General features: G+C 67.4%; 22 protein-coding genes and 2 CRISPR repeat arrays. Of the genes, 5 read left to right on the top strand and 17 right to left on the bottom strand.

Annotation, left to right across the window (positions count from 1 at the left end; genetic code table 11):
• Window positions 1-6: 6 nt before the first annotated feature.
• Window positions 7-889: direct repeats of the CRISPR family, unit length 29 nt; unit sequence GGGATCATCCCCGCGTGCGCGGGGAGCAC.
• Window positions 890-1,082: 193 nt separating this feature from the next.
• The 17 genes from cas2e to rpmG all read right to left on the bottom strand — a co-directional run bounded on the left by cas2e (window position 1,083) and on the right by rpmG (window position 16,767).
• Window positions 1,083-1,430 (bottom strand): type I-E CRISPR-associated endoribonuclease Cas2e, encoded by a 348-nt coding sequence (gene cas2e / locus ACGFIB_RS09255; RefSeq protein WP_393369912.1) that lies wholly within the window; start codon window positions 1,428-1,430, stop codon window positions 1,083-1,085.
• Window positions 1,427-2,389 (bottom strand): type I-E CRISPR-associated endonuclease Cas1e, encoded by a 963-nt coding sequence (gene cas1e / locus ACGFIB_RS09250; protein ID WP_393369909.1) that lies wholly within the window; start codon window positions 2,387-2,389, stop codon window positions 1,427-1,429. Before cas1e ends, cas2e begins: the two co-directional genes overlap by 4 nt.
• A 3-nt stretch (window positions 2,390-2,392) precedes the next feature.
• Window positions 2,393-3,082 carry a type I-E CRISPR-associated protein Cas6/Cse3/CasE gene (gene cas6e / locus ACGFIB_RS09245; protein ID WP_393369906.1) on the bottom strand — a complete coding sequence of 230 codons (690 nt, stop codon included), beginning with the start codon at window positions 3,080-3,082 and terminating at the stop codon, window positions 2,393-2,395.
• Window positions 3,082-3,798, bottom strand: coding sequence for a type I-E CRISPR-associated protein Cas5/CasD (gene cas5e / locus ACGFIB_RS09240; RefSeq protein WP_393369904.1), 717 nt, complete (start codon window positions 3,796-3,798; stop codon window positions 3,082-3,084). Before cas5e ends, cas6e begins: the two co-directional genes overlap by 1 nt.
• Entirely contained in the window at window positions 3,795-4,991 is a 1,197-nt protein-coding gene (gene cas7e / locus ACGFIB_RS09235; protein WP_393369902.1) for a type I-E CRISPR-associated protein Cas7/Cse4/CasC, read from the bottom strand. The genes cas5e and cas7e overlap by 4 nt, the downstream gene beginning before the upstream one ends.
• 12 nt (window positions 4,992-5,003) lie before the next feature.
• Complete coding sequence (gene casB / locus ACGFIB_RS09230; RefSeq protein ID WP_393369899.1) at window positions 5,004-5,615, bottom strand: type I-E CRISPR-associated protein Cse2/CasB; 612 nt, start codon at window positions 5,613-5,615, stop codon at window positions 5,004-5,006.
• Window positions 5,616-5,662: 47 nt separating this feature from the next.
• Window positions 5,663-7,315, bottom strand: coding sequence for a type I-E CRISPR-associated protein Cse1/CasA (casA, locus tag ACGFIB_RS09225; protein WP_393369896.1), 1,653 nt, complete (start codon window positions 7,313-7,315; stop codon window positions 5,663-5,665).
• Window positions 7,305-10,196 (bottom strand): CRISPR-associated helicase Cas3', encoded by a 2,892-nt coding sequence (gene cas3 / locus ACGFIB_RS09220; protein WP_457852308.1) that lies wholly within the window; start codon window positions 10,194-10,196, stop codon window positions 7,305-7,307. The genes casA and cas3 overlap by 11 nt, the downstream gene beginning before the upstream one ends.
• Window positions 10,197-10,406: 210 nt before the next feature.
• Complete coding sequence (locus tag ACGFIB_RS09215) at window positions 10,407-10,592, bottom strand: hypothetical protein (protein ID WP_393369894.1); 186 nt, start codon at window positions 10,590-10,592, stop codon at window positions 10,407-10,409.
• A gap of 676 nt (window positions 10,593-11,268) precedes the next feature.
• Window positions 11,269-12,395: a CRISPR direct-repeat array (repeat unit 29 nt; unit sequence GCGCTCCCCGCGCATGCGGGGATGGTCCC).
• Between the two features lie 244 nt (window positions 12,396-12,639).
• Window positions 12,640-13,284 carry a DUF2637 domain-containing protein gene (locus ACGFIB_RS09210; protein ID WP_393369891.1) on the bottom strand — a complete coding sequence of 215 codons (645 nt, stop codon included), beginning with the start codon at window positions 13,282-13,284 and terminating at the stop codon, window positions 12,640-12,642.
• An 83-nt stretch (window positions 13,285-13,367) separates the two neighbouring features.
• Window positions 13,368-14,720, bottom strand: a complete 1,353-nt coding sequence (locus ACGFIB_RS09205) for a tyrosine-type recombinase/integrase (protein ID WP_393369888.1) — start codon at window positions 14,718-14,720, stop codon at window positions 13,368-13,370.
• Between the two features lie 269 nt (window positions 14,721-14,989).
• Window positions 14,990-15,445 (bottom strand): YkvA family protein, encoded by a 456-nt coding sequence (locus ACGFIB_RS09200; protein WP_357263888.1) that lies wholly within the window; start codon window positions 15,443-15,445, stop codon window positions 14,990-14,992.
• A 210-nt stretch (window positions 15,446-15,655) separates the two neighbouring features.
• Window positions 15,656-15,823 (bottom strand): 50S ribosomal protein L32, encoded by a 168-nt coding sequence (gene rpmF / locus ACGFIB_RS09195; RefSeq protein ID WP_030508570.1) that lies wholly within the window; start codon window positions 15,821-15,823, stop codon window positions 15,656-15,658.
• Window positions 15,824-15,825: 2 nt separating this feature from the next.
• Window positions 15,826-16,125, bottom strand: coding sequence for a 30S ribosomal protein S14 (rpsN, locus tag ACGFIB_RS09190; RefSeq protein WP_191053190.1), 300 nt, complete (start codon window positions 16,123-16,125; stop codon window positions 15,826-15,828).
• On the bottom strand, window positions 16,125-16,361 hold the full coding sequence (rpmB, locus tag ACGFIB_RS09185) for a 50S ribosomal protein L28 (protein ID WP_191053191.1): 237 nt from the start codon (window positions 16,359-16,361) through the stop codon (window positions 16,125-16,127). The genes rpsN and rpmB overlap by 1 nt, the downstream gene beginning before the upstream one ends.
• Window positions 16,361-16,606, bottom strand: a complete 246-nt coding sequence (locus ACGFIB_RS09180) for a type B 50S ribosomal protein L31 (RefSeq protein ID WP_142573358.1) — start codon at window positions 16,604-16,606, stop codon at window positions 16,361-16,363. Before ACGFIB_RS09180 ends, rpmB begins: the two co-directional genes overlap by 1 nt.
• Window positions 16,603-16,767 carry a 50S ribosomal protein L33 gene (rpmG, locus tag ACGFIB_RS09175; RefSeq protein ID WP_142573357.1) on the bottom strand — a complete coding sequence of 55 codons (165 nt, stop codon included), beginning with the start codon at window positions 16,765-16,767 and terminating at the stop codon, window positions 16,603-16,605. The genes ACGFIB_RS09180 and rpmG overlap by 4 nt, the downstream gene beginning before the upstream one ends.
• Before the next feature lie 81 nt (window positions 16,768-16,848).
• On the opposite strand from rpmG, the gene ACGFIB_RS09170 reads away from it, so the two are divergent.
• The 5 genes from ACGFIB_RS09170 (at window position 16,849) to ACGFIB_RS09150 (ending at window position 21,097) form a co-directional block, all read left to right on the top strand.
• The gene (locus ACGFIB_RS09170; protein ID WP_393369884.1) at window positions 16,849-17,988 is read left to right on the top strand and encodes a CobW family GTP-binding protein; all 1,140 of its coding nucleotides are present in this window, start codon (window positions 16,849-16,851) and stop codon (window positions 17,986-17,988) included.
• Entirely contained in the window at window positions 17,985-18,212 is a 228-nt protein-coding gene (gene rpsR / locus ACGFIB_RS09165) for a 30S ribosomal protein S18 (protein WP_357238411.1), read from the top strand. Before ACGFIB_RS09170 ends, rpsR begins: the two co-directional genes overlap by 4 nt.
• 190 nt (window positions 18,213-18,402) lie before the next feature.
• On the top strand, window positions 18,403-19,374 hold the full coding sequence (locus ACGFIB_RS09160; protein ID WP_393369881.1) for a metal ABC transporter solute-binding protein, Zn/Mn family: 972 nt from the start codon (window positions 18,403-18,405) through the stop codon (window positions 19,372-19,374).
• Window positions 19,371-20,222, top strand: coding sequence for a metal ABC transporter ATP-binding protein (locus ACGFIB_RS09155; protein WP_393369878.1), 852 nt, complete (start codon window positions 19,371-19,373; stop codon window positions 20,220-20,222). Before ACGFIB_RS09160 ends, ACGFIB_RS09155 begins: the two co-directional genes overlap by 4 nt.
• Entirely contained in the window at window positions 20,219-21,097 is an 879-nt protein-coding gene (locus tag ACGFIB_RS09150; protein WP_142573349.1) for a metal ABC transporter permease, read from the top strand. The genes ACGFIB_RS09155 and ACGFIB_RS09150 overlap by 4 nt, the downstream gene beginning before the upstream one ends.
• Window positions 21,098-21,138: the final 41 nt, after the last annotated feature.

Below are 21,138 nucleotides of genomic sequence, written 5' to 3'. Positions count from 1 at the left end.
CCTCCGGGGATCATCCCCGCGTGCGCGGGGAGCACGGCAGGCGGGCGGCCAGCGCCGGCAGCGACCAGGGATCATCCCCGCGTGCGCGGGGAGCACGTGGCAGACCAGGCCGCGGTTCATGTCCTCCGGGGATCATCCCCGCGTGCGCGGGGAGCACGGCAGGCGGGCGGCCAGCGCCGGCAGCGACCAGGGATCATCCCCGCGTGCGCGGGGAGCACACCGACAGGGTGCGCCGCTCGCATGAGCACTGGGGATCATCCCCGCGTGCGCGGGGAGCACCAGGCCCTCATCAAGATCAGGGCTCGCCGGGCGAGATCATCCCCGCGTGCGCGGGGAGCACCCCGGCGAGGGCATGGACATCACGCCGCAGCAGGGATCATCCCCGCGTGCGCGGGGAGCACACGGTGTACGTCGGGTAGCTCAGCGGCGGCACGGGATCATCCCCGCGTGCGCGGGGAGCACAAGAACGTCCCCGTGTTCAAGCCGGCGGGGGCGGGATCATCCCCGCGTGCGCGGGGAGCACGGAACCCTCGCGGGCCATGTCCACCACCGGGAGGGATCATCCCCGCGTGCGCGGGGAGCACCTCGCCGAGCGCTACCCGCTGATCGGGAAGCTGGGATCATCCCCGCGTGCGCGGGGAGCACCCGGCCATCGCCGGCGTCAGGTGCAGCCACCGGGGATCATCCCCGCGTGCGCGGGGAGCACTCGGTCGTCTCGCCCTTCCGCGTCAGGTAGTCGGGATCATCCCCGCGTGCGCGGGGAGCACTCTTCCCGAACCTGAACCACTGCTCGGGGTCAGGGATCATCCCCGCGTGCGCGGGGAGCACAGGCCCGATCTCGTTTTGGGGGGCGGCCATCAGGGATCATCCCCGCGTGCGCGGGGAGCACACTGGCTGACCTGCGGCTTCATCTGGGCGAGGAACCAGTTTCAAGCACTTCTGAGAATTCGGACATTTCGGGCACTTTGCTGCTTTCGTGCATCCTCTGGCGCATTAAGCACGGTCAGGAACGCTCCCCGCTGATGCCGACCCGAACAGAGTCGCAATGCAGTGCGGTTTCCTTCCCTTGGCGTGGCGTAACCTCAGCGTCCGTAGCGGCGGCGTTTTGCGGCCTTGCTCCAACCAGGGGGAGGAGGAGCGGCGCTCACAGTTGGCTCCTCTCTGGGACGGCGGATCAGGATGAGACCTTCGTGATCAATCGGATGCCACTTATGGTCGTAGGTCTCGAAGGTGAAGCCCTGCTCGTTGTCCGTGCTGTAGACCAACAGGGCTCGGCCGGTGTCGGCGTAGTGCTGCACCTCGTTCCACAACGCATCCCGGATACGTGCGGAAGGGCCGCCGATGAAGACACCGGGTGAGATTTCCATCAGCCACCGAGTGAGAAAACCGCGCAGGCCAGCAGGACAGCGGGTAAGGACGATGACCGTCACCAGTCCACCTCGTAGAAGTCGCCGTCGTAGTTGCGGCCGGCCTCGACCTCTACGCCGCGGTCGCTCTGGAGCGTGACCCGGTCGATCTCGTTCGCAGTGGGGTCATCACCTCCTTCGTCCGTCAGCAGGAGATGCTTTATGTCCTGCACGCACCGCCGCAACAGACCGATCTTGTTCACGTGATCGCGAATGGCTCGGCGGGTGAGGGAGCCGACGTCTTCCGGGCTCTGCGCGGCGATGTCGAACGCGATCGGCAGGGCGATCTCGGTCTTGTACAGGTCGGCGATGTCCAGTACGAAGGCCAATTCGTGACCTGAGTGAATGAAGCCGAGGCCAGGAGCGCAGCCCAGGGCGTGGACGGTGGTCTGGGCGATGCCGTACATGCATTGGGCAGCCGCGGTGACGGCCTGGTTGACGGGGTCGCCGGAGTCGAAGGAGCCGGGTGTATACACGCGTCTGTTCCACGGTATGCCAACGCGTGCGGCTTGGGCCCGATAGCAGTCCTTGACCCGGCGGCCTTCCCTGCCGAGAAGCTCGTGCCGGGTGAGGCCCTCGGGGTTCTCGTTCGGAAAGCGCATGCGGTACATCTCGCGGGCGACTTCCAGGCGGGTGCGCCGGTTGGCCCATTTGGCGGCCTGCGCTTCCACGAAGGTGGAGGAGCGGTTGAGGGATCGGCCGCCCGAGTAGAAGCGTACGCCGTGCTCCCCCACCCACACGACTCCCGCTCCGCTATCCCCGAGGACGCTCATCGCCTGATGGGTGACCCTGGTGCCGGGGCCGAGCAGCAGAGTTCCGATGGTGGCGGAGGGGATGTGGGTGATGCCGTTGGCGTCTTCAGCGGTGATGGCGTTGTCCTCGCGGTGCAGGGTGCAGCGTTCGAGGTAGATGAATGAAATGCGATCACTCATTCGGGCGAGTTCTTGAGGTGAGGACGCTCCTCGCCGACCTACTGTCGCCATGGTTTATGCCTTCGCCAGGGTCATCAGCCCGCAGCCGTAGCCTTTCGCCTTGCCCAGACCATGGGTGAGGGCGCGTCGCAGGGCGGCGGGGTCGGTCACCTCCAGACGTCCGTCGAAGGTGACGGAGACCAGGGTGACCGGCTTGCTTTGGCCAGCCTTGTTGAAGGCGAGTTCCCGCCGATTATGGACGATGAGTTCGTGACGGTCCCGTTCGGGAACCAGCTGATGCTCGGGTGCTTTTTCAAGCACACGGAACCCGGCGTTGTCTTGGCGTTGCAGGAGCCAGCCCATCTGGTGCCGTACCCCGACGTGTGCGGTGATCTTGGTGGGTTCGTCGTCCGTCCGGCGAGCGGTGTGCACGGGGTTGGCAGTGAGTCGGAAAGTCCACCGCTGGCCGACGGCCAGTCGGTCGAGGAACGGCCCGTAGTCGAAGGTTTCCCAGCGGCCGGTTTCCGGCCAGCCGGCCTGTTCCACCAGGTGGGTGAGGTCGGGCTTGGCGGGGCTGACGATGTGGAGGTGAGTCGCGGCACGGCTGTCGTGGTCGATGCGCCACAAAACGCGGGGGCCCTGTCCGGCTGGCGGCGGAATCTCCGCGAAGGACGACATCACCGCTGCGTGCATCCGTTGGGGAGAGGACAGTAGCCGCCGGGCGCCGACGCGGGCAGTGTTGATGCGGAAGCGGGTCAAATACATCAGGCGCCTCGTAGGACGGAGGTTGGGTCGTGGTTCAGCGGGACCGCGACGCGTGCGACGGGGTTGAGCACCCCCGGGATGGGGATCCGCCGGACGCCGCGCAGGGCGTAGCGGCGGTGCAGGGGGTCGAAGCTCAGCGGCTGATCGCGCAAGGTGTCGACCGGACCGTCCCCTGGTGTGGCTTCGATCAGCGCTTCCAGATCGACGTGCTGTTTGTTTCGGTGACGCAGCTGATGCCAGCGGGATGCCCGCCATTCCTGCTGGGCGAGCGCATCCTCAAGGGTGAGGTCGTGCCACACGCCCATATCGATGGGCCGGGATGGCGGACAAGAGCGGCGTCCGAGGTAAGGGAGGAAGACCGGATTGCGTAGCGACCGGTGCAGCTCCTCCATCAGATCGTGCTCGCCTTCGACTCCTGCGACGAAGACGGCGTCGGCAAGGTAATACCGCTCCGAGACGGGCATGGCCGTACCGGTGTCGAAGCGATGGGCGGTGTGGAAGTCGCGCACTAGCGTGCCGGGCTGGTCGATCCGCACGCCGAACCGCAGCGCGGCCAGGTCAGCGATGTCGTCGCCACGCAGGCGGCCCTGAGCGGCGGCGAGCAGCCCGATGACCCCGCTCTTGGTGGGAGCGGCCTCGGTGGAGCGGCGGGCGAAGCGGGAGGAGGAGCCCCAGGCCTGCAAGGGACCCGCCAGCTGCATCAGCAGGACGCTCATGAGCCGCCCTGCCTGCGGGCGACCTCCGCGCCGACCTTCGCCACCAGCTCCGGCAGGGACAACTCGCTGCCGAGGCTGGCCAGGGCCTCGGTGTTTCTACCCACCCGCAGCACCCAGGTCGGGGCGTCCTGCGCGATGCCGTACGCGCGTTCGACGTCGGGCATGTAGGCGGCCAGCCGCTCGCATGCCTGCCGCATGTGGCCACCGACCTCCGGCTCGGCCCGGCAAGGCTCTTCGAAAGCGGCCACGACGTTGATGGGCCGCGAGGTGCGCAGCTTCACGATCACCGCGTCGGGCATGGTGTGGTTGCCGAAGGTGTTGATCTTTCCGGTGGGCAGCGAAGTCAGGAAGCATTCGACGAACGCCTCGGTGGCGCGGCGCACCGGCTCGGTCAGCGCCTCCTCCTCGCGCAACCCTTTGCCGAGGTTGGCACGCAGCAGGTCCACGTCGAGCGCGGCGTAGCGGTAGAGGGTGGCGGAGTTGAACTCGACCGTTCCGATCATGCCCGCGCCCAGGTCGTCGTCCTCGCGCTCCTTGTAGTCGTCGACCGCGGTGTAGTAGTCGGACTCGATGTCCACTCGGTGCACGCTGATGGCGTGGGCGACCTGCGCGGCGGCGTCGACATTGATGTCGGCTCCGTCGGCCACCATCCGGCCGAACAGGGCGATGTCGATCGAGTGCCGGGTGTTGGCGATTTGACGGGCGTTCTCCTTGTTGGCCTTGTCCTTGTAGAAGTCCGGGCCGGCGCCATGGGCTTTGACCGCGAGTTCGGCCAGGCCCTGCAGTTGGTGGGCGCTGAGGAACATGAGGTACTTCGACTCAGGTGGGGTTGCCTCGGGGTTGTCCTTGGCTGCGTTCGCCTTGCGCTTGGGGACTTCGACCTTGGATCCGGTCGCCGTCTGGATCGTCTCGGCGGCGAGTTTCCAGGCCTGGGCCTGCTCGATCGAGCCGTCGAGTTCGGTGATCCGCTCGGCGAGCACTTCGGCTACCCGACGTGTGCGGACTCCCAGCTCGGCGGGGTCCAGGCGCTCGTGGAACGCGCGCCGGGCGGCGCGCTTCCATGCTTGACTTGAAACCCGGGCCCTTCGCACCCCGCCGTACACGGCGCTCTTGGGGGTACCGGTGTCATCCCGGTTGAGGCAGCTCGGGGGGACGGTCTGCAGGGCGTGCACTTCCACAATGGTGCGCGTCATCACATGTCCTTCTCAGTGGTCGTTGTCGTCCGAGGGGGAGCCGTCGGGGGCGCGGTAGGCGTGAAAGCCGCGTCCCCAGCTTTGGCGGACTTGGCGCAGCCCGTCGGGCCACTGGGCCTGGTAAAGCTGCCGGGCGAGCAGACCATAGTCCAGCGGGATGGGAGGTGAGGCTCCGCGCAGCAGGGAGACGATCTCCCGCAGCCGGTAGGCGAGCGCGTCGAGAGAGGTGGCGGTGCCCGTACGGACGAAGCGACGCCGGATCGGTTCATCGATCTCGGCTTTCGGCATCAACCGGCGGACGGCGGCGCCCAGGTCTGCACGTGGGCGGTGCATCCTGTCCGTCTTGCGGGACTGCTGGTGCAGCGCGTACAGGGTCACCGCCACGAAGAGGGCAGACTCGGCCTTGTCCCTCATGTGATCTAGATCATGCTCGCTCAGCCCTTGCTCGCTGTACAGCCGCTCGATGCCGGCGATGCCCCACAGGTCGGGCGCGTCCTGAGGGAGTTTGCCGGCGCCGCGTCGAAGCTGCGCCAAGGCCGCGACCGCCGTACTCCGATCGGCGATGTATCCCGCCTGAAGTTCGGCGATATACGTGTCAGCGACCTCGCCGATTACCTCGGCCACGGAGCGACGTGCGGTGGGGGTGTGTGAGGTCATGTTCGTGCCTCCAGTCAATCGGCATCCTCATCCGGAGAGTCCGTCGCGGCCAGCGGCAGCGCCTTACGCAACCTGCTCCGGAAGATCAGGTCGGCGCTCGACGCGTTCAGCCATAGCTCCTGGCCCTGCTTGGTGTGGATCACACGCCCTTCCCATGCGGCGTCGCCGGCGTCGCGCAGCACCTCCTGGCCGAGCCGGATGACGATGCGGTGGGCTTGCCGCTGCCAGGACGCTCGCACCTGCTTGGGGTCGTCTTGGGGACGGAGACCGGCGAGCCAGGTGCGGAACGGTCCATCGAGAGCGGAAAAGCCGAGGCTCCGGGCTGCCTCTTTAGGAGGGTCAGTCTCGCTGCCTGCGGCGTGGGCGAGGTCGGCGGCGAAGTCCCCCAGCAAGCTCACCGCGGTCTCGGCATCGGCGGCCGCGTCGATGGCCTCCTGTCCCAGCCTGCGATTTTCCCGACGTAGGAGCACGACAGGCATGGTGACGGAATCATCGATGATCTCGTCGATGACCGACTGCTGCGTGCCGTACACGGCGCCGAACAGGCGTGCCCGGATCAGGAAGGAGGCGGGCAGGTCGCCTTCGACACTGAGACGGGCGGCCCAGTCGAGGATGCGCGGCCGCACGATGGCGGCGGCTTCCCCGCGCTGCTCCGCCCCTGGCGCGCGACCGGCGATCAATGCGCCGAGGCCTCGCCAGGCGCTGCGGCTGGGATCGTGCTCGCGCGGCCAGTACACCTGGGCCAGGCCCAGCTTCTTCTCTTGGGCCGGACTGCGCCGCCACCCGGTCATCGGCTCGCGCTGGTGCATGTTGTGCGGTGCGAGCCGGTCGCCGTAGGCGAGGATGGCACCGGTGACGCCATGCGCGTCGTAGGTCAGCTGTACCCGCCGGGACTGCCAGGTGTACAGGTCCCGTACTCCCGCCGGGCGCCTGCTCAGCTCCAGCGGATCCAGCTGGCCGGGGCCTGGGGACGGGTGACGCCATGCCGGGAGATCACGATTGGGGTCGCTACGCAGGTTGTCGGTATCGAAGGCGATCAGGTTGAGCAGCAGCGTCTCGCTCAGGGTGTCGCCTTCCACGAGAATGCCCCCGAGGTTGCCGGCCCAGCCGACGCCGAGGGGGTAGACCTTGCCGTTCTTGACCCTCGGATCGCCCTTGGCGCCGGTCTTGATGCCGGAGGTGTCGAAGGCGTGCGCGTGCACCAGCCAGCGGGCGGCCTCAGCGAAGCCGAGCCGGGGCGTGCCGCGGGCACGCATGGTGAAGAACGGCGCGCCGTTGGGGACATCGGCGACGAGGCGGTCCAGCGAACCCGCCTCGCCCGCGATCTCCAGGCGAGTGCACTGCAGGAAGGGCTCGGTGGGGTGCAGCAGATCGAAGCGGTGCTGGTGGTCATCCAGATAGGCGGTGATCTCGCCGACGGGGAGGCCGGCGTCCCACAGCTCCTGCCAGTGATCCAAATCGACCGGGCCCTTTATCGCGTCATGCGCGATCGCGAGGAGCAGGCGCAGCAGGGCGAACTCCTGGGTGGGGACGTCGCCCACCAGCCGCTGCACATTCGCAGCCTGCGCAAAGAGCTCTCGCAGAGACAGCTCAGTCTCGGTGCCATCGCGCATACGGACGGGGAGCCAGCGACACCGAGTCAGGTCGAACGACGGATCAGCGCGCATCAGTCACCTTCAGACCGTCCTCGTGGGAGTAATGCAGGGCGTAGCCTGCCAGGTGGGTCCGACAGTTTTCGTCGAGCGTGAGGATCAGCTCTCCGGCAAGCCAGTGGCTCTCCTTCGACTGCCAGGCTGGAATGCATTCGGCTTCCAGTTGTGCGATTGCCCGGTCCATCGTCTGAGGAATCGAGAAGTGGTGCGGTAGTCGCAGGGCGGATGCGGCTACGATCCGGGCGATCCTGGGCTCGGGCACCGAATCCGTGGGCAACTTGACGCCGCCTCGTCCTTGCGACAGCCACGGCACCGTGGTCAGGGTGCCGTCGCGGCGACGCTGAACGACCAGCACCTCCAGCGACTCCTGGGCATCCCGGACTTGGGCGCGGCCCTTGCGGGTGTCGTCGGCGTCCCCCACGCCGGCGTCCACCCAGCCGACAAGGGCGCGGCCGGGTCTGCCCACGGGAGCGATCTGAAAAGCGTCCGCCTTCTCGCGCTGCTTCGCCTGGTGCAACTCGTGGGCGTCGCGGGCGCGGGCCATCACCTCCTGCCACGCCTGCGGGCCGATCTGCCTGCTGCCGTAGGCGCGCTGCACAAGCGGGCTGATGTCATCCGGAAGCCGAACCACATGGCCGGTCGGTCCGGTGCCCGCAAGGTAGGGCTCCAGCACGGCAGCCGACCGCAGCAAGGCATGCAGGCGGTAGACACGCTTGGATCCGGACACCGGCTTGACCGGCACGGCCGCCCAGTCCGCTCCGGTCACCAGGCATCTGGCGGTCTGCAGCCGTGCGGGACGGTGGGCTTGGCCTTTGCCTCGCTGGTGACGGTGAAGCCGCCCCATCCGCTGCAGCAAAAGGTCGATCGGGCATAAATCCGACACGAGGAGATCGAAGTCGACGTCCAAGGACTGCTCGGCGACCTGGCTCGCTACGACAATGTGCGCGGTGGTGGGCCGGTTGCGGCTCTTGTCCGGCGACCCGAACAGTTCCAGCAGCCGGGCGTCCTTCGCCAAACGGTCCAGGTCCAGGAAGCGGGCATGAGCAACAGTCACATGCTCGAACCGTTCACGCAGGTAAGCCGCCGTCTCCAGTACCCGGTCCACCGTGTTGCGAATCACCAGCGCGCAACCGCCCTCGGCCAGCTCCTGCGCCAGGCGATCCCCCAGCGTGGGCAGGTCATCGGCGAGACGCTCAAGATGAACGTCGATCGTGCGCCCGGAACCTTCCACCGCTTCGATCACCGGCTGTCGGCCTCGTTCAACCGCCGTGAGCAGCGGGTAGTCGCTGGCGGCCTCGATCTCAGCGAACCTGGACGCCCCCACGTATGCCTCGGCGAGCTCACGTCGACGCCCGGCCGGGAGCGTCGCCGACAACACCACTACCGGCACGCCGTAGGCGCCAAGCCACGACAGCACCCGGTCCAGATAGGAATTCATGTAGGAGTCGTAAGCGTGCGCCTCGTCGATCACGACCACCTTGCCCGCCAGGGCCAGATGCCGCAGCGCGAGATGACGACTCTTCAATCCCATGAACAAGAGCTGGTCGATCGTCCCCACCCCAAAGGAGGCCAACATCGCCTTCTTCCGGCCTCGCAACCACTGGTGCGCAATCAACTCGGCCGAGGCAGCCCGACCATCTCTACGCGGACGCCACACCTCCTCATCACCATCGGTATCGATGCCACGCACGGCCCGCCGACCAGCCCGGATCAAGTCGACGTACGCCTCGTTGAGCGCCGCCTTGGAATGCGCCAGGTGAACCGAGTGCCGTCCCTCATGCCCCGCGAAGACCCTGCCCAGCCACGACAGCAGCCGAGGGAACATCGCATTGCCCGTCGCCATCGTGGGCAACGCAACAAAACACCCACCGGCTCCGGAGCGGGAGGCAAAGACCTCCGCTACGGCTAGGGCCGCTTCCGTCTTCCCCTCGCCCATCGGCGCCTCAACGACAAGCAGACCCGGACGAACCATGGATCTCGCGACCTCGACAGCACGACGCTGCACCGGCCGAATCTTCGCTTCAGCGGGCAAGGCGAAACGGGAGAAGAACAGCCGCGCCACATCGTCTGCTGTATCCGCTGGCTGCCACGGCGCTGGCAGATCCAGGCCTTCCCACGCCGCTCTGACCCGCTCGTGATCACCAATGTGCTGCGCATCGGGAAAATATGGGAAGAGATCGGGATTGCTGGCGATCCAATCAGCAACGATAACCAGGCCGGTCAACAGCACCTGCGCCTGCTGCGGCAGTTTCACCGCCTGCCATTCCGGCAACCGCTCCCGAATGAGGCACAGATCGGCACACCGGTCGAGAAATTCCCATTGGACGCCTCGCCACAGCGTCGCGCATTCCCGCGTACGAAGCAACTGCGGGCGATCGATCACTTGCTGGATATCCAGAGACGTCGGCGGCACCCCATGGTGACCGCCGGCGACGATCGCGAACTGCAAAGCAGCCGACTTCCGCCAGCCGTACCGCTCCACCAACCACTCTTGCAAGAGAACCAGGCCGGCAAGGCCATGCGGGGCAAGCTTCCGATCCGGGAACCGCTTCTGGAGCGGCATGTCCAGCCCTTCCGCCCGCATGCCGTCGGCAAGCAACTCCACCTGGCAGGAAAAGGCCGGCGTCGCCTTGCCGATATCGTGCGTCGTCGCCGACCACACCACGAGACGGCGTGCATCAGCTTCGCCGCCTGGGAGCGCATCCGACAGCAGCTGCCGTACTTGAACAGGAACCCACTCATCCCACAAGAGCCCGACTACGGCCCCGCTGTCGGCCATATGCCGCCACAACGGCAACCAGCCATCACTATCGCGATCATGCTTGGCCCACACCGCTCGCGCCGGTACGGAAAGCCCCTTGGCAAACTCCGCACCTACTGGATCTTCATCGATCACACGACCGTCCGCATGTAAGCCGTGGCGGCATGAGTGCCACCTCAGAATCTTGACAACCTGGAACGTAACAGAAGAGAGGCGACCTTCAAGGAGAAACTATCGATCGGCCCGATCCTGTCATCCACGGCCGAACTAGCGCTTTTGTCCGCTCTGAACCATTTGCGCTAGTCCGACCCTGGATGCGTTGTCACCAGCAACGGCCCTCCGGCGTTAGCTCAGCAGATTATGCGCCCAGATAAGCGCTGCGCCGGCGGCAGCCCCACCCGCGATCACGGACTGCGGCTGATTCCCGCCCGCCAGATTGGTGAGGACGCCGGTAGCGCAGCCGACCAAGGCCGCGAACAGGAGGAGCACGAAGCTCCTTAAGTTGAGGAGTGGTTCGGGTTCGTTTGCCATGGCAACTCCTAGGGGGGTTGGCTTACTACTACCATCCACATGTTGCTCATCCTGAGCGAGGAACCTATCACGCACGTCACACATTCGTGGGTATTCCGCCTCACCCTTCCCTCTGCAGCCGTCCCAGGAAAGACGCCGATGAAGGTCAGGGGCGGTACAGAGAGCCAAGGCAGGTAGGCCATCATGATGGATGACGTGCTCCCCGCGCCCGCGGGGATGGTCCGATGTGGACGGTAGTGGTAGCAGTGCTCCCCGCGCACGCGGGGATAAGTCCGACTAGCGACGCCCATGTCCCGGGCGGTCACAGCCGGTGGCGGAATCGCCGACGTCATTGAGCATGACCGCCACCGAGATGTGGTGTCCTTCGCGGTGAGTGAGGGGGACAATGCGCTCCCCTTGCCCTCGCTGACGAGCTGCTCGAACGTCTCGGCAGCTATGGGTGCGCCACAGGGATGGCCGGCCTCGCTGGGGCCACGGGCGTGCAGGGGGTGTAGTGAGGGCCCCAGGGCAGGCATACGTTCAGCAGTTCGCTCGCCGCTGCTCGGCTGCGCGCTCTCCGCGAGCGCGCCGTGTTCGAAGCGTCCGAATACGCGGGACAATGAAGTCCGGAATGTCCAAGTCTACGAAAGTGCTCGAAATAGCGTCAGCTGGCTCGTATCTGCGCAGGTGGTGAAGTGCGCTCCCCGCGCATGCGGGGATGGTCCCCAAGGCGGCGAAACGTGGCGGGCCGTGCTGCAGCGCTCCCCGCGCATGCGGGGATGGTCCCCGGGTCAAGGCCGGGGCGGATCGCCTCGGCCAGCGCTCCCCGCGCATGCGGGGATGGTCCCACCCCGATCAAGGGGATCATGCGCGTCCGCTGGCGCTCCCCGCGCATGCGGGGATGGTCCCCGCCTGTACATCGTTGGGGCGACATGGCCGGTGCGCTCCCCGCGCATGCGGGGATGGTCCCCTGGAGGCGTTGTACGGGCTGTTTGGCGACACGCGCTCCCCGCGCATGCGGGGATGGTCCCAGGCCCGCCTCGACCCTGTCCGGGTGGCGGGGGCGCTCCCCGCGCATGCGGGGATGGTCCCTTCTTTGGTCGGCGATCCGGTCGACGTTGCGCTCCCCGCGCATGCGGGGATGGTCCCCACGTGCCACCCCCTGCTCAGGTTGTGTCCCAGCGCTCCCCGCGCATGCGGGGATGGTCCCGTCACCGAGGACCAGCCGTGACCGACGAGGTCGCGCTCCCCGCGCATGCGGGGATGGTCCCAACCTCGACAACCTCACGCTGGAGACCGGGTAGCGCTCCCCGCGCATGCGGGGATGGTCCCATCGCCGGGTACAACTGCTCCTACCTGCCCGTGCGCTCCCCGCGCATGCGGGGATGGTCCCACGCTCGCGAGATTGGCGAGGTTGCAGGAGCGGCGCTCCCCGCGCATGCGGGGATGGTCCCTTCGAGGACGTGCATTTCAAGACGACGGCGCTGCGCTCCCCGCGCATGCGGGGATGGTCCCCTCATGGCCGTGCCCGAGGAGAAGGCCGAGCCGCGCTCCCCGCGCATGCGGGGATGGTCCCGAACTCGGCTGGGTCGGCGACAACTTCTCCGGCACCGCGCTCCCCGCGCATGCGGGGATGGTCCCACGTCCGGGTGCGCGGCCTTCCACGCCACCCAGCGCTCCCCGCGCATGCGGGGATGGTCCCAGAGAGAACGGGTCCGGGAACTGCGACGCGCCGTGCTCCCTGCGCATGCGGGGATGGTCCCTGACCAAACTTCGTATCGGGGTTCTCGGAATGGAGCTCCCCACGAATGCGAGGATGGTCCCGAGCTGGGGCCGTTCATCAGCACGAGGAGGCGGTGCTCCCGCGTATGCGGGGATGGTCCCTCGGCGAGGTCATGCGGGGTGAGCTGGTCCCGGTGCTCCCCGCGGACGCGGGGACGCTCCCTCGTCTTCGGTGCCGCCCGCGCCGAGGGTTAGGTGATCCCGCGCCACGCGAGGATGCTTCTGCGGTCCTTGTGAAAGGCCGCTGTGGGCAAGCGGCTCCGCTGCCGCGGACTTCGGCACTCGTCTAGGTCAAGGTGCCGTTCGATCCGGATGACTTGACGAGGCGGGCCCAGCGGGGGCTGCGGTGGAATTGTCGGGCCAGATCAACGGATCGCGGCAGAGTTCCGTCTGGGCGGCGGTTTCGGAGTGCCCACTGCCATGCTTCCTGCTGGAGGGTGCGTCCGCGCGGCCTACCGTCGGCTTGAAGCGCGTCGTCGTCCGATACGGGATCTGGTACGGCCGTGGGCTCCTCAGGAGAGCGCCGGCGGGCGACGCTTTGCCGTACCAGCCGGAAGGCCATCTCCAAGCCGCCGATCATCGCGAAGGCCGGCCACGCTGCCACGGCCCGACCAATGAAGGATGGTTCGGCGACGGCGACGTTGGCGGCAACGCTGGCGAGGCTGCCGATCACAAGAAGCGTCCAGGGCAGGACTCCGCCGCGTCTCCCGCGCCGCGAATCAGCAAGTAAAGCCATCGAGGCGCAGAGCACCGTCCCGTCCACGCTGAGCGGCAGTAGCGCAGCAGTCCAGGGTGACTCGCCGTGCCGTAGGGCGAGCAGGTGGAGGTGCCGATATGAGATCGAGCCGGCGATGAAGGCGAGCACGACCACGCTGGTGATCGTCGCTCCCAGGATGACTCTTTCGATTCGTCGTTGGTCGGTGCCGTCCATAGGCTCGGCCACTGGTCCTCGTTTCCCTCCAGAAGGATCAAGGCTCGCCTCCGTGGCAAGCAGCGGAGCGAGCCGTACCGATGTCAGGACGACCTGCGCGCGTTGCGATTTCGGATCTTCGTGAACGCGTCGAGCGCCGTCTCGTCGGCGTCGTCCAGCGTGTGTAGATACTTCTCAGTAGTCGCGATCGATGCGTGCCCAAGTCGCTCTTTGACGACTTGGAGGTCGGCGCCACCCGAGAGCAACCACGATGCGTGCGCGTGTCGAAGGTCGTGGATGCGGACCTTGACTGTGAGGTTGGCCGCGGCGAGGGCGGGCTTCCAGATCTGATTGCGGAAGGCCTCGGCAGGGACATGGCCATCGGTGTCGCGAATACGGCGCCCGCGAGGGCTGTTCTTGCCTTCGGTCTGGCGGCGCTGTGCTCGGTAAAGAGCGATGGCGGCACGGCAGTGCTCGCAGCGGCACTTGCCGGAGTTGTAGCCCATCAGCGTCCCGTGCTGATACTGCCGACCTGCCGCATTCGGGGGAGTGAGGCCCAGCTGCTCAGGATCGGGAACCACACGTAGCTTCGTGCGAGGAGCGGACTCCTGCCGCCACATGAAGAGCAGGTCGTTCGGTCCCAGCTCTCGCTCCTCGATGTGCAGGCTCAACTTGTCGACGAGTTGCCTCGTGAGCTTGAGACGCCGGAACTCCTTGTCCTTGGGGTATTCCTTCACCAGGAAACGGCCGCCGGTCGGGTGGAACTGAGGATTGACCTCGACGACTGCCCGGCTGACGGTAAGGATGCGCGAGCCTGTATCGAGATCCTTGACTCGTAGTTCGGTCAGCTCGCCCCAACGGAGGCCGGTCTCGATGTCGGTCTCGACCAGGAGCTTGGTGTCCGCGTCTAGGAGGGCCCTATAGAGCGTCTCGAACTGCTCCGGGGAGATGATCGTCCGCGGTTTGGCCACCACCGGTGGTGACTTGACCCCCTTGCAGGGGTGGATGAAGGTTACTTGGTCATTCAGTGCGGTCGTGAAGATCGCGCTCAGGACGATCTTCGTCTTCTGGATCGTCACGGGCGACGCGCCCTTCTTCTTCATCGCGACGATCCAGGCCCGGACATGTTCGGGCATGATGTCGATCATTCGCATGGCGCCGAACTCGGGCAGAAGATGCTTCCCGATCGCATAGGTGTAGGTCTGCCGAGTCGTTGCTTCCATCTCGTGGTTGGGCAGCCAGGTGCCTTCGACGTAGCTCTTGAAGGTCTGCCGTCCGCGCTTGGGATCGCCGATCCGGCCCTTGGCCACCTCTGCCTCGGCCATCTGCCAGGCTCTGTCGGCGTCCTTCTTATTGGAGAAGGTGCCCGCCGAGAGGATGTTGCCTTTCAGGTCTTGGTAGCAGGCCGTGTATCGCGGCTTGCCGTTGCGATCGAGCCGCTTGAACGAGTAGCCCACTCAACCTCGCCTTCATGATCCTTCGTTAGTGACTCGTTAGTGGAGCTCGCGTCAGTGGGTGACACTCCGCGAGATCTCCCGACACGAAATCATGGCTTCTACCTGGGATTATAAGCCGATAGTCACTAGAAGACCACGAAGGGTTGAACGCCAAGGCAAGGCTGATAAGGAAGAGGTCCCAGGTTCAAGTCCTGGTAGCCCCACCAACCAAAACGCCCCGGAGCGATTAAGCTCTGGGGCTTCTTGCTGCAACGGGTACTGCGACGGCCTCATTCAGGTGACCCCTCAGGCTCCTTGGCTGTGTCCCCAAGGCTCTGTTCGTTTCCTTGCCTGAGACCGGTGAGTCGGCACAGCGCGGCGAAGCCGTCGTCACTGCCGGGCCAGTGCTGCCGGACCGCGTCCAGGCCGGCCCGGCGCACCACCCCACGCAGTACGGCAGTAACGATGATCGCGTCGTCCGCGTAGCCAAGAACGGGGATGAAGTCGGGGATCAGATCGATCGGGAACGCCAGATAGGCGAGCAGTAGGCCAAGCCGGACCCTGACGCCACGGGGCAGGGAGCGGTCAGCGGCCAACCGGCGCAGCAAACGCAGGAGATCGGGCAGGATCCGAAGCGCTTCCTTCAGTAGCGGCCCCTTGGGGCGCACGACTGCCAGTGCGATGACCAGTGACGCCCAGCTCACCGCTACCGCGATGAGAACGGCGCGGAGAACCTCCCACCACATACCCGATCCCCTAGTCCTCGCAACCCTTGCACCCACCGGCGGACGATCGGTAGCCCGACAGCCGCAGGCGCCGTGCTCTCCCGCACTGGCGCACCGCGGCACCGAACTCGTGACGTTCCACCGCCCAATTGTGCGGGACTGTACGGTTTTCGCTTAACTCCCTCGGCTTCTGCTCACCCGCCCCGGCAGGCCGCGCGAGGTCGGCTGTCGTCAGTCGGGGACGATGAGCCCGCGCTGGTAGGCGCGGACCAGCCGGCGGGGCACCAGGAGCTCGCGTCCGTTCACAGTGATCGGCACCAAGTCAGGCGGAGTCGCCTTCCACTGGCTACGGCGATGCCGGGTGTTGCTGCGCGAGGTTCTGCGCTTCGGGACAGCCACGATCACCAGCTCGCCTTCGTCACACCCGGCAGCTCGCCCCGGTGGGCCATCTGCCGGAAACGGATCCGGGACAGCCCGAACGTGCCGAGATAGCCCCGCGGGCGGCCGTCCACCGCGTCCCGGTTGCGCACGCGCGTCGCGCTCGCATCACGCGGCTGGCGCGCCAGCTCGCGTACAGCCGAGGCCCGCTCCTCCGGAGCGCCGGTGCGTACGACCTCCTTCAGCTCCGCACGCCGTTGGGCGTAGCGGGCGACCACGGCCTTGCGCCTCTCGTTGGCGGCGATCTTGCTCTTCTTGGCCATCAGATCTTCTCTCCCCGGGCCCGGATCCGGGTGACGACGGCCTCGACGCCGATCTTGTCGACGGTTCTGATCGCACGGGCGCTGAGCGTGAGCCGGACAAAGCGGTTCTCGCTGGGCAGCCAGTAGCGGCGCTGCTGAATATTGGGGTTCCATCGCCGGCGGGTGCGCCGGTGGGAGTGGGAGACGCGGTTGCCGAAGACCGGCGCGGCTCCCGTGAGCTGGCAGTGCGCGGACATCAGGACCTTCCGTAGCGCTGGTTGAATCGCTCGACGCGCCCGGCGGTGTCGAGCACTCTGCTGCGCCCGGTGTAGAAGGGGTGGCTCGCGGAGGAGACGTCGACGTCCACCACGGGATAGGTGGTGCCGTCCTCCCACTCGATCGTCTTGCCGCTGGTGATGGTCGAGCGGGTGAGGAAGGCGAACCCGGCGCCCGGGTCGCGGAACACGACCAGGTGGTAGTCGGGGTGGATGCCCTTCTTCATCGTTCCTCCTTGAAGGCGACGTGTCTGCGGATGATCGGGTCGTACTTGCGGATCGTGAGCCGGTCGGGGTCGTTGCGGCGGTTCTTGCGGGTCACGTAGGTGTAGCCGGTCCCCGCGCTCGATCGCAGCTTGATCACGGGGCGTAGCTCGTTTCTGGCCACGGGCCCTTCCTCTCTCGCCATCAGCCTGTGCGATGATAACGATAATCATTGTCATTTCTATTCCGCAATTCGGAGGCCCTCATGTCCACCCCCGTCGTCCTGGTCGCGGGCCTGCATGCCTCTGCACGCACGGCCGTCGTCGACCGCCTCCTGCGCGACCACCCCGGCTCCGTCGCCGTCCACCACGATCTGCGGGAGGTGACCGCCGGCCGGGTGGAGCGCGTGGTCCGCGACGCCTCCACCGTGCTCGACCTGGCCGACGTACGGCTCGCGCACGGCTGTGTCACCTGCACCGTGCGCGAGGACCTTCTCCCTCAGCTGGTGCGGCACGCCGCCACCGCGTCACTGCTCGTGGTCGATCTGTGGGACTCGGTTGAGCCGCGCTCGGTCGCCGAGGCCCTCGATTGCGAGGAGGCACACGGCATCCTGCGGCTGACCTGCGTGCTGACCGCGCTGCACGCCGAGCACATGCCCATCGACATCACCCGCGGCGACCTCCTCGGCGAGACCGGCCAGCCGGCCGCGGCAGGCGACCAGCGCCATCTCGCCGAAGTCCTGACCCGGCAGATCGAGTACGCCACCGCCCTGACGTTGCACGGAGGCGATGAAGAGGACGCGGAGCTCTCCCGCGCCGTGCTCGCCCACCTCGCGCCCTGCACCCCGGTCTTCGCCGAGTCGCTGCCGGGCGTGACCGGCGCCCGGCTGTGCTCGCGGGAACTGGCCGAACGCGTCGACCCCGCCACCGCCCAGCTTCCCTGCGACGCGCAGACCGACGAGATCACCACGGTCGTCTGGCGCCGGCTGCGCCCGCTGCACCCCGCTCGCCTCTTCGAGGCCGTAGACGAGCTGGTCACCGGGTCGGTGCGCTCCCGCGGGCGGTTCTGGCTGGTCAGCCGGCCGGATCGGTTGCTCGCCTGGGACGCGGTCGCCGGCGTCGTGTCGGTAGAGGACGCCGGGCCCTGGCTGGCCGCGCTGCCGGAGGCCGCCTGGGACATGGTCTCCCCCGCCCGCCGCGCGGCCGCCGGCCTCGACTGGGACCACGTCACCGGCGACCGGGTCCAGCACCTGGTGTTCACCGGCCCCGACCTCGACCGGGAGCGCCTCCATTCTCTGCTCGACTCCTGCCTGCTCACCGAGGAGGAGGCCCTGGCGGGCTCCGACGTGTGGGCCGGCTACGACGACCCCTTCGCCCACATCCTCGACCTCAAGGAGATCGCATGAAGCCCCGCCGCACCCTACGTAAAAAGGGCAACCCGCTGCAGGGGGTGCACTACATCGACTACAAGGACACCGACCTGCTACGGAAGTTCATCTCCGACCGCGGCAAGATCCGCAGCCGCCGCGTCACCGGCGTCACGGTGCAGCAACAACGCCAGATCGCCCGTGCCGTCAAGAACGCCCGCGAGACGGCGCTGCTCCCTTACGCCTCCCGGCCGCGTTCATGACCGGCTTCCTGCTGTGGTCGGCTTCCATGCCGAGGAGATGTACGGCGTGCGCACGTCGTGCTGGACAGACGCGACGGAGCCCTCGACGGCCATGCGGTGACCTTCCGTGCCTCCTGCCCATTGCAGCCGGTCCGGATGGCGATGCTAGCTTTGGAAATGAAAACCATTGTCATTATCGACAAGGATCGACATGAACACCTCCCCCTTGCGTCGTCCCTCCCTGCTCGTCCTCACGGGCCTGGCCTCTGTGCTGCTGACCGGCTGCGGCGGCTCATCTTCTCCCTCGTCCTCTCCCTCGTCCTCTTCCTCGGCATCTCCCGAGCCGGCCGTGAGCGCGTCCACCGGCCCGGGCGCGGTCGCCGTGGTGACCTCCACCAACGTGTACGGCGACATCGTCCGGCAGATCGGCGGCGACAAGGTCGCGGTGACCTCGTTCATCGCCAGTCCCGACCAGGACCCGCACTCCTACGAGGCCAATCCGCAGAACCAGCTGGCGCTGTCCAAGGCCAAGGTGATCATCGAGAACGGCGGCGGCTACGACGACTTCATGGACACGATGCGCGACGCCGCCGGCAACACCTCGGCCCCGGTGCTGAACGCGGTCGACATTTCCGGGAAGACGGCGGCCGCCGGCGAGGAGCTCAACGAGCACGTCTGGTACGACTTCCCGTCCGTCGCGCGGCTGGCCGACTCGATCGCCGCCGCGCTGGGCAAGGCCGACCCCTCCGGGGCCGCCGCCTTCACCGCCGGAGCCGAGACCTTCAAGCAGAAGCTCAAGCCGCTGGAGGAGCAGGAGGCGGCCATCGCGCAGACGGCGAAGGGCACCGCCGTGGCGATCACCGAGCCGGTCCCGCTGTACATGATCGAGGCGTGCGGTCTGACCGACGCCTCCCCGGAGGAGTTCAGCGAGGCCATCGAGGAAGGCAACGACGTCTCCCCCCGCGTCCTGCGGGACACCCTGGCCCTGTTCACCGGCAAGAAGGTGCAGGCCCTGGTCTACAACTCCCAGACCGCCGGCCCGGAGACCGAGAAGGTCCGCGACGCGGCGACCGGCAACGGCATTCCCGTCGTCCCGGTCACCGAGACCCTGCCCTCCGGTGAGGACTACATCGGCTGGATGACCGCCAACCTCGATTCGCTCGGCAAGGCCCTGGGCCGATGATCGAGCAGTCGGGCACCATCGCACCGCAGGCCGCCCCCGCCGGCCGAACACCCGTCGTCCTCAGCCTGACCGATGCGGAACTGCGCCGTGGTGAGCGTGTGCTGTGGTCCGGGCTGGATCTGGAGCTGCGCCGCGGTGAGTTCATCGCCGTGCTTGGGCCCAACGGATCGGGCAAGACCAGCCTGCTGCACGCCATCCTGGGCCAGTTGCCTCTCTCCGCCGGGGCCCTGCTGATCGACGGCCGCCCGCCCCGGCGGGGCAGCGAACTGATCGGCTACATCCCCCAGCAGCGCGCCCTCGCCCCGCACACTCCATTGCGCGCCCGCGACCTGGTACGGCTCGGCGTCGACGGCCATCGCTGGGGCCTGCCCCTCGGCGGCAAAGGGCTGCGGCGGCGCATCGACGACCTGCTGACCGAGGTGGGCGCGCACGAGTACGCGGACATGCCCCTCGGCCTGCTGTCCGGAGGCGAGCAGCAGCGGGTGCGCATCGCGCAGGCCCTGGCCACCGATCCCGCGCTTCTGCTGTGCGACGAGCCGCTCCTCTCGCTCGACCCGCACCACCAGCACGCGATCGTCGACCTGCTCGACCGGCGACGGCGCGCCTACGGCACCGCAGTCCTCTTCGTCACCCACGAGCTCAATCCGGTCCTGCCACTGGTCGACCGGGTGCTTTACCTGGCCGGCGGCCGGTTCCGCGTCGGCACGCCCGACGAGGTGATGAGGTCTTCCGTTCTGTCCGAACTGTACGGCGGCTTGGTCGAGGTGATCCGGGCCCGCGGTCGCTACGTGATCGTCGGCGCTCCCACCCCGCACCACCCCGATCCCGCTGGAGGGGTCCAGCCATGAGTCCCGATATCTGGCACCAGATCTTCAACTACGACGACTACGGGCAGCTGCTGGCCCTCGTCGCCAACTCGATCATCGCCGCGGCCGTGCTCGGCGTGGTCGGCGGCCTGATCAGCACCTTCGTGATGATGCGAGATCTGGCCTTCGCCGTGCACGGGATCGCCGAGCTCTCCTTCGCCGGCGCGGCGGCCGCACTCCTGCTCGGGGTGAATGTGGTGGCAGGGTCCCTGGCCGGATCGGTCCTGGCCGCCGTGGTGATCGGCGCCCTGGGCGTACGTGTCCGGGACCGCAACTCCGCCATCGGTGTCCTGATGCCGTTCGGACTGGGACTCGGCGTGCTGTTCCTGTCGCTGTACAAAGGCCGCGCCGCCAACAAGTTCGGCCTGCTCACGGGGCAGATCGTGGCCGTGGACACCCCGCAGACGGCCTGGCTGATCGGCGTGTCGGTCGTCGTCCTGCTCGTCCTGGCGGTCATCTGGCGTCCGCTGACCCTCGCCAGCCTCGATCCCGACGTCGCCGCCGCCCGCGGCGTGCCCGTTCGGGCGCTGTCCCCCGTGTTCACCCTGGTGCTGGGTCTCGCCGTGGCCACGACCATTCAGATCGTCGGCGCTCTGCTGGTGCTCGCCTTGGTGGTCACCCCTGCGGCCGCCGCCACCCGGGTGACCGCCTCCCCTCGCCTGATCCCCCTGCTCAGCGTCCTGTTCGCCGTCACGTCCGTGGTCGGCGGCATCCTCATCGCGCTGGGCAGCAGCATCCCGATCAGCCCGTATGTCACCACCATCGCCTTCGTCATCTACCTGACCTGCCGCGCCGTCGGCGCTGTTCGTACCCGCAACGGCTGGGCGCGCAGACCCTCGGCCGCGGTCGCCGGTTGAGGCGACTGCCGTCGAGGTGGCGGTCGCATCCCGTCGCCAAT

Source organism: Microbispora bryophytorum (assembly GCF_043197435.1).
Classification (GTDB): Bacteria; Actinomycetota; Actinomycetes; order Streptosporangiales; family Streptosporangiaceae; genus Microbispora; species Microbispora bryophytorum.
The sequence above is the reverse complement of the archived record's forward strand: the minus strand, read 5'-3'. Positions and strand labels throughout refer to the sequence as shown.

Bases quoted from the DNA above. Each gene is read 5' to 3' on its own strand.
- cas6e (WP_393369906.1), bottom strand. From the start codon at position 3,082: ATGTATTTGACCCGCTTCCGCATCAACACTGCCCGCGTCGGCGCCCGG.
- ACGFIB_RS09180 (WP_142573358.1), bottom strand. From the start codon at position 16,606: ATGAAGAAGGGCATCCACCCCGACTACCACCTGGTCGTGTTCCGCGAC.
- ACGFIB_RS09170 (WP_393369884.1), top strand. From the start codon at position 16,849: ATGTCCACCCCCGTCGTCCTGGTCGCGGGCCTGCATGCCTCTGCACGC.
- ACGFIB_RS09210 (WP_393369891.1), bottom strand. From the start codon at position 13,284: ATGGACGGCACCGACCAACGACGAATCGAAAGAGTCATCCTGGGAGCG.
- casA (WP_393369896.1), bottom strand. From the start codon at position 7,315: ATGCGCGCTGATCCGTCGTTCGACCTGACTCGGTGTCGCTGGCTCCCC.
- cas1e (WP_393369909.1), bottom strand. From the start codon at position 2,389: ATGGCGACAGTAGGTCGGCGAGGAGCGTCCTCACCTCAAGAACTCGCC.
- ACGFIB_RS09155 (WP_393369878.1), top strand. From the start codon at position 19,371: ATGATCGAGCAGTCGGGCACCATCGCACCGCAGGCCGCCCCCGCCGGC.
- cas7e (WP_393369902.1), bottom strand. From the start codon at position 4,991: ATGACGCGCACCATTGTGGAAGTGCACGCCCTGCAGACCGTCCCCCCG.
- ACGFIB_RS09160 (WP_393369881.1), top strand. From the start codon at position 18,403: ATGAACACCTCCCCCTTGCGTCGTCCCTCCCTGCTCGTCCTCACGGGC.
- ACGFIB_RS09215 (WP_393369894.1), bottom strand. From the start codon at position 10,592: ATGGCAAACGAACCCGAACCACTCCTCAACTTAAGGAGCTTCGTGCTC.
- ACGFIB_RS09150 (WP_142573349.1), top strand. From the start codon at position 20,219: ATGAGTCCCGATATCTGGCACCAGATCTTCAACTACGACGACTACGGG.
- cas5e (WP_393369904.1), bottom strand. From the start codon at position 3,798: ATGAGCGTCCTGCTGATGCAGCTGGCGGGTCCCTTGCAGGCCTGGGGC.
- rpsR (WP_357238411.1), top strand. From the start codon at position 17,985: ATGAAGCCCCGCCGCACCCTACGTAAAAAGGGCAACCCGCTGCAGGGG.
- rpmB (WP_191053191.1), bottom strand. From the start codon at position 16,361: ATGTCCGCGCACTGCCAGCTCACGGGAGCCGCGCCGGTCTTCGGCAAC.
- rpsN (WP_191053190.1), bottom strand. From the start codon at position 16,125: ATGGCCAAGAAGAGCAAGATCGCCGCCAACGAGAGGCGCAAGGCCGTG.
- ACGFIB_RS09200 (WP_357263888.1), bottom strand. From the start codon at position 15,445: ATGTGGTGGGAGGTTCTCCGCGCCGTTCTCATCGCGGTAGCGGTGAGC.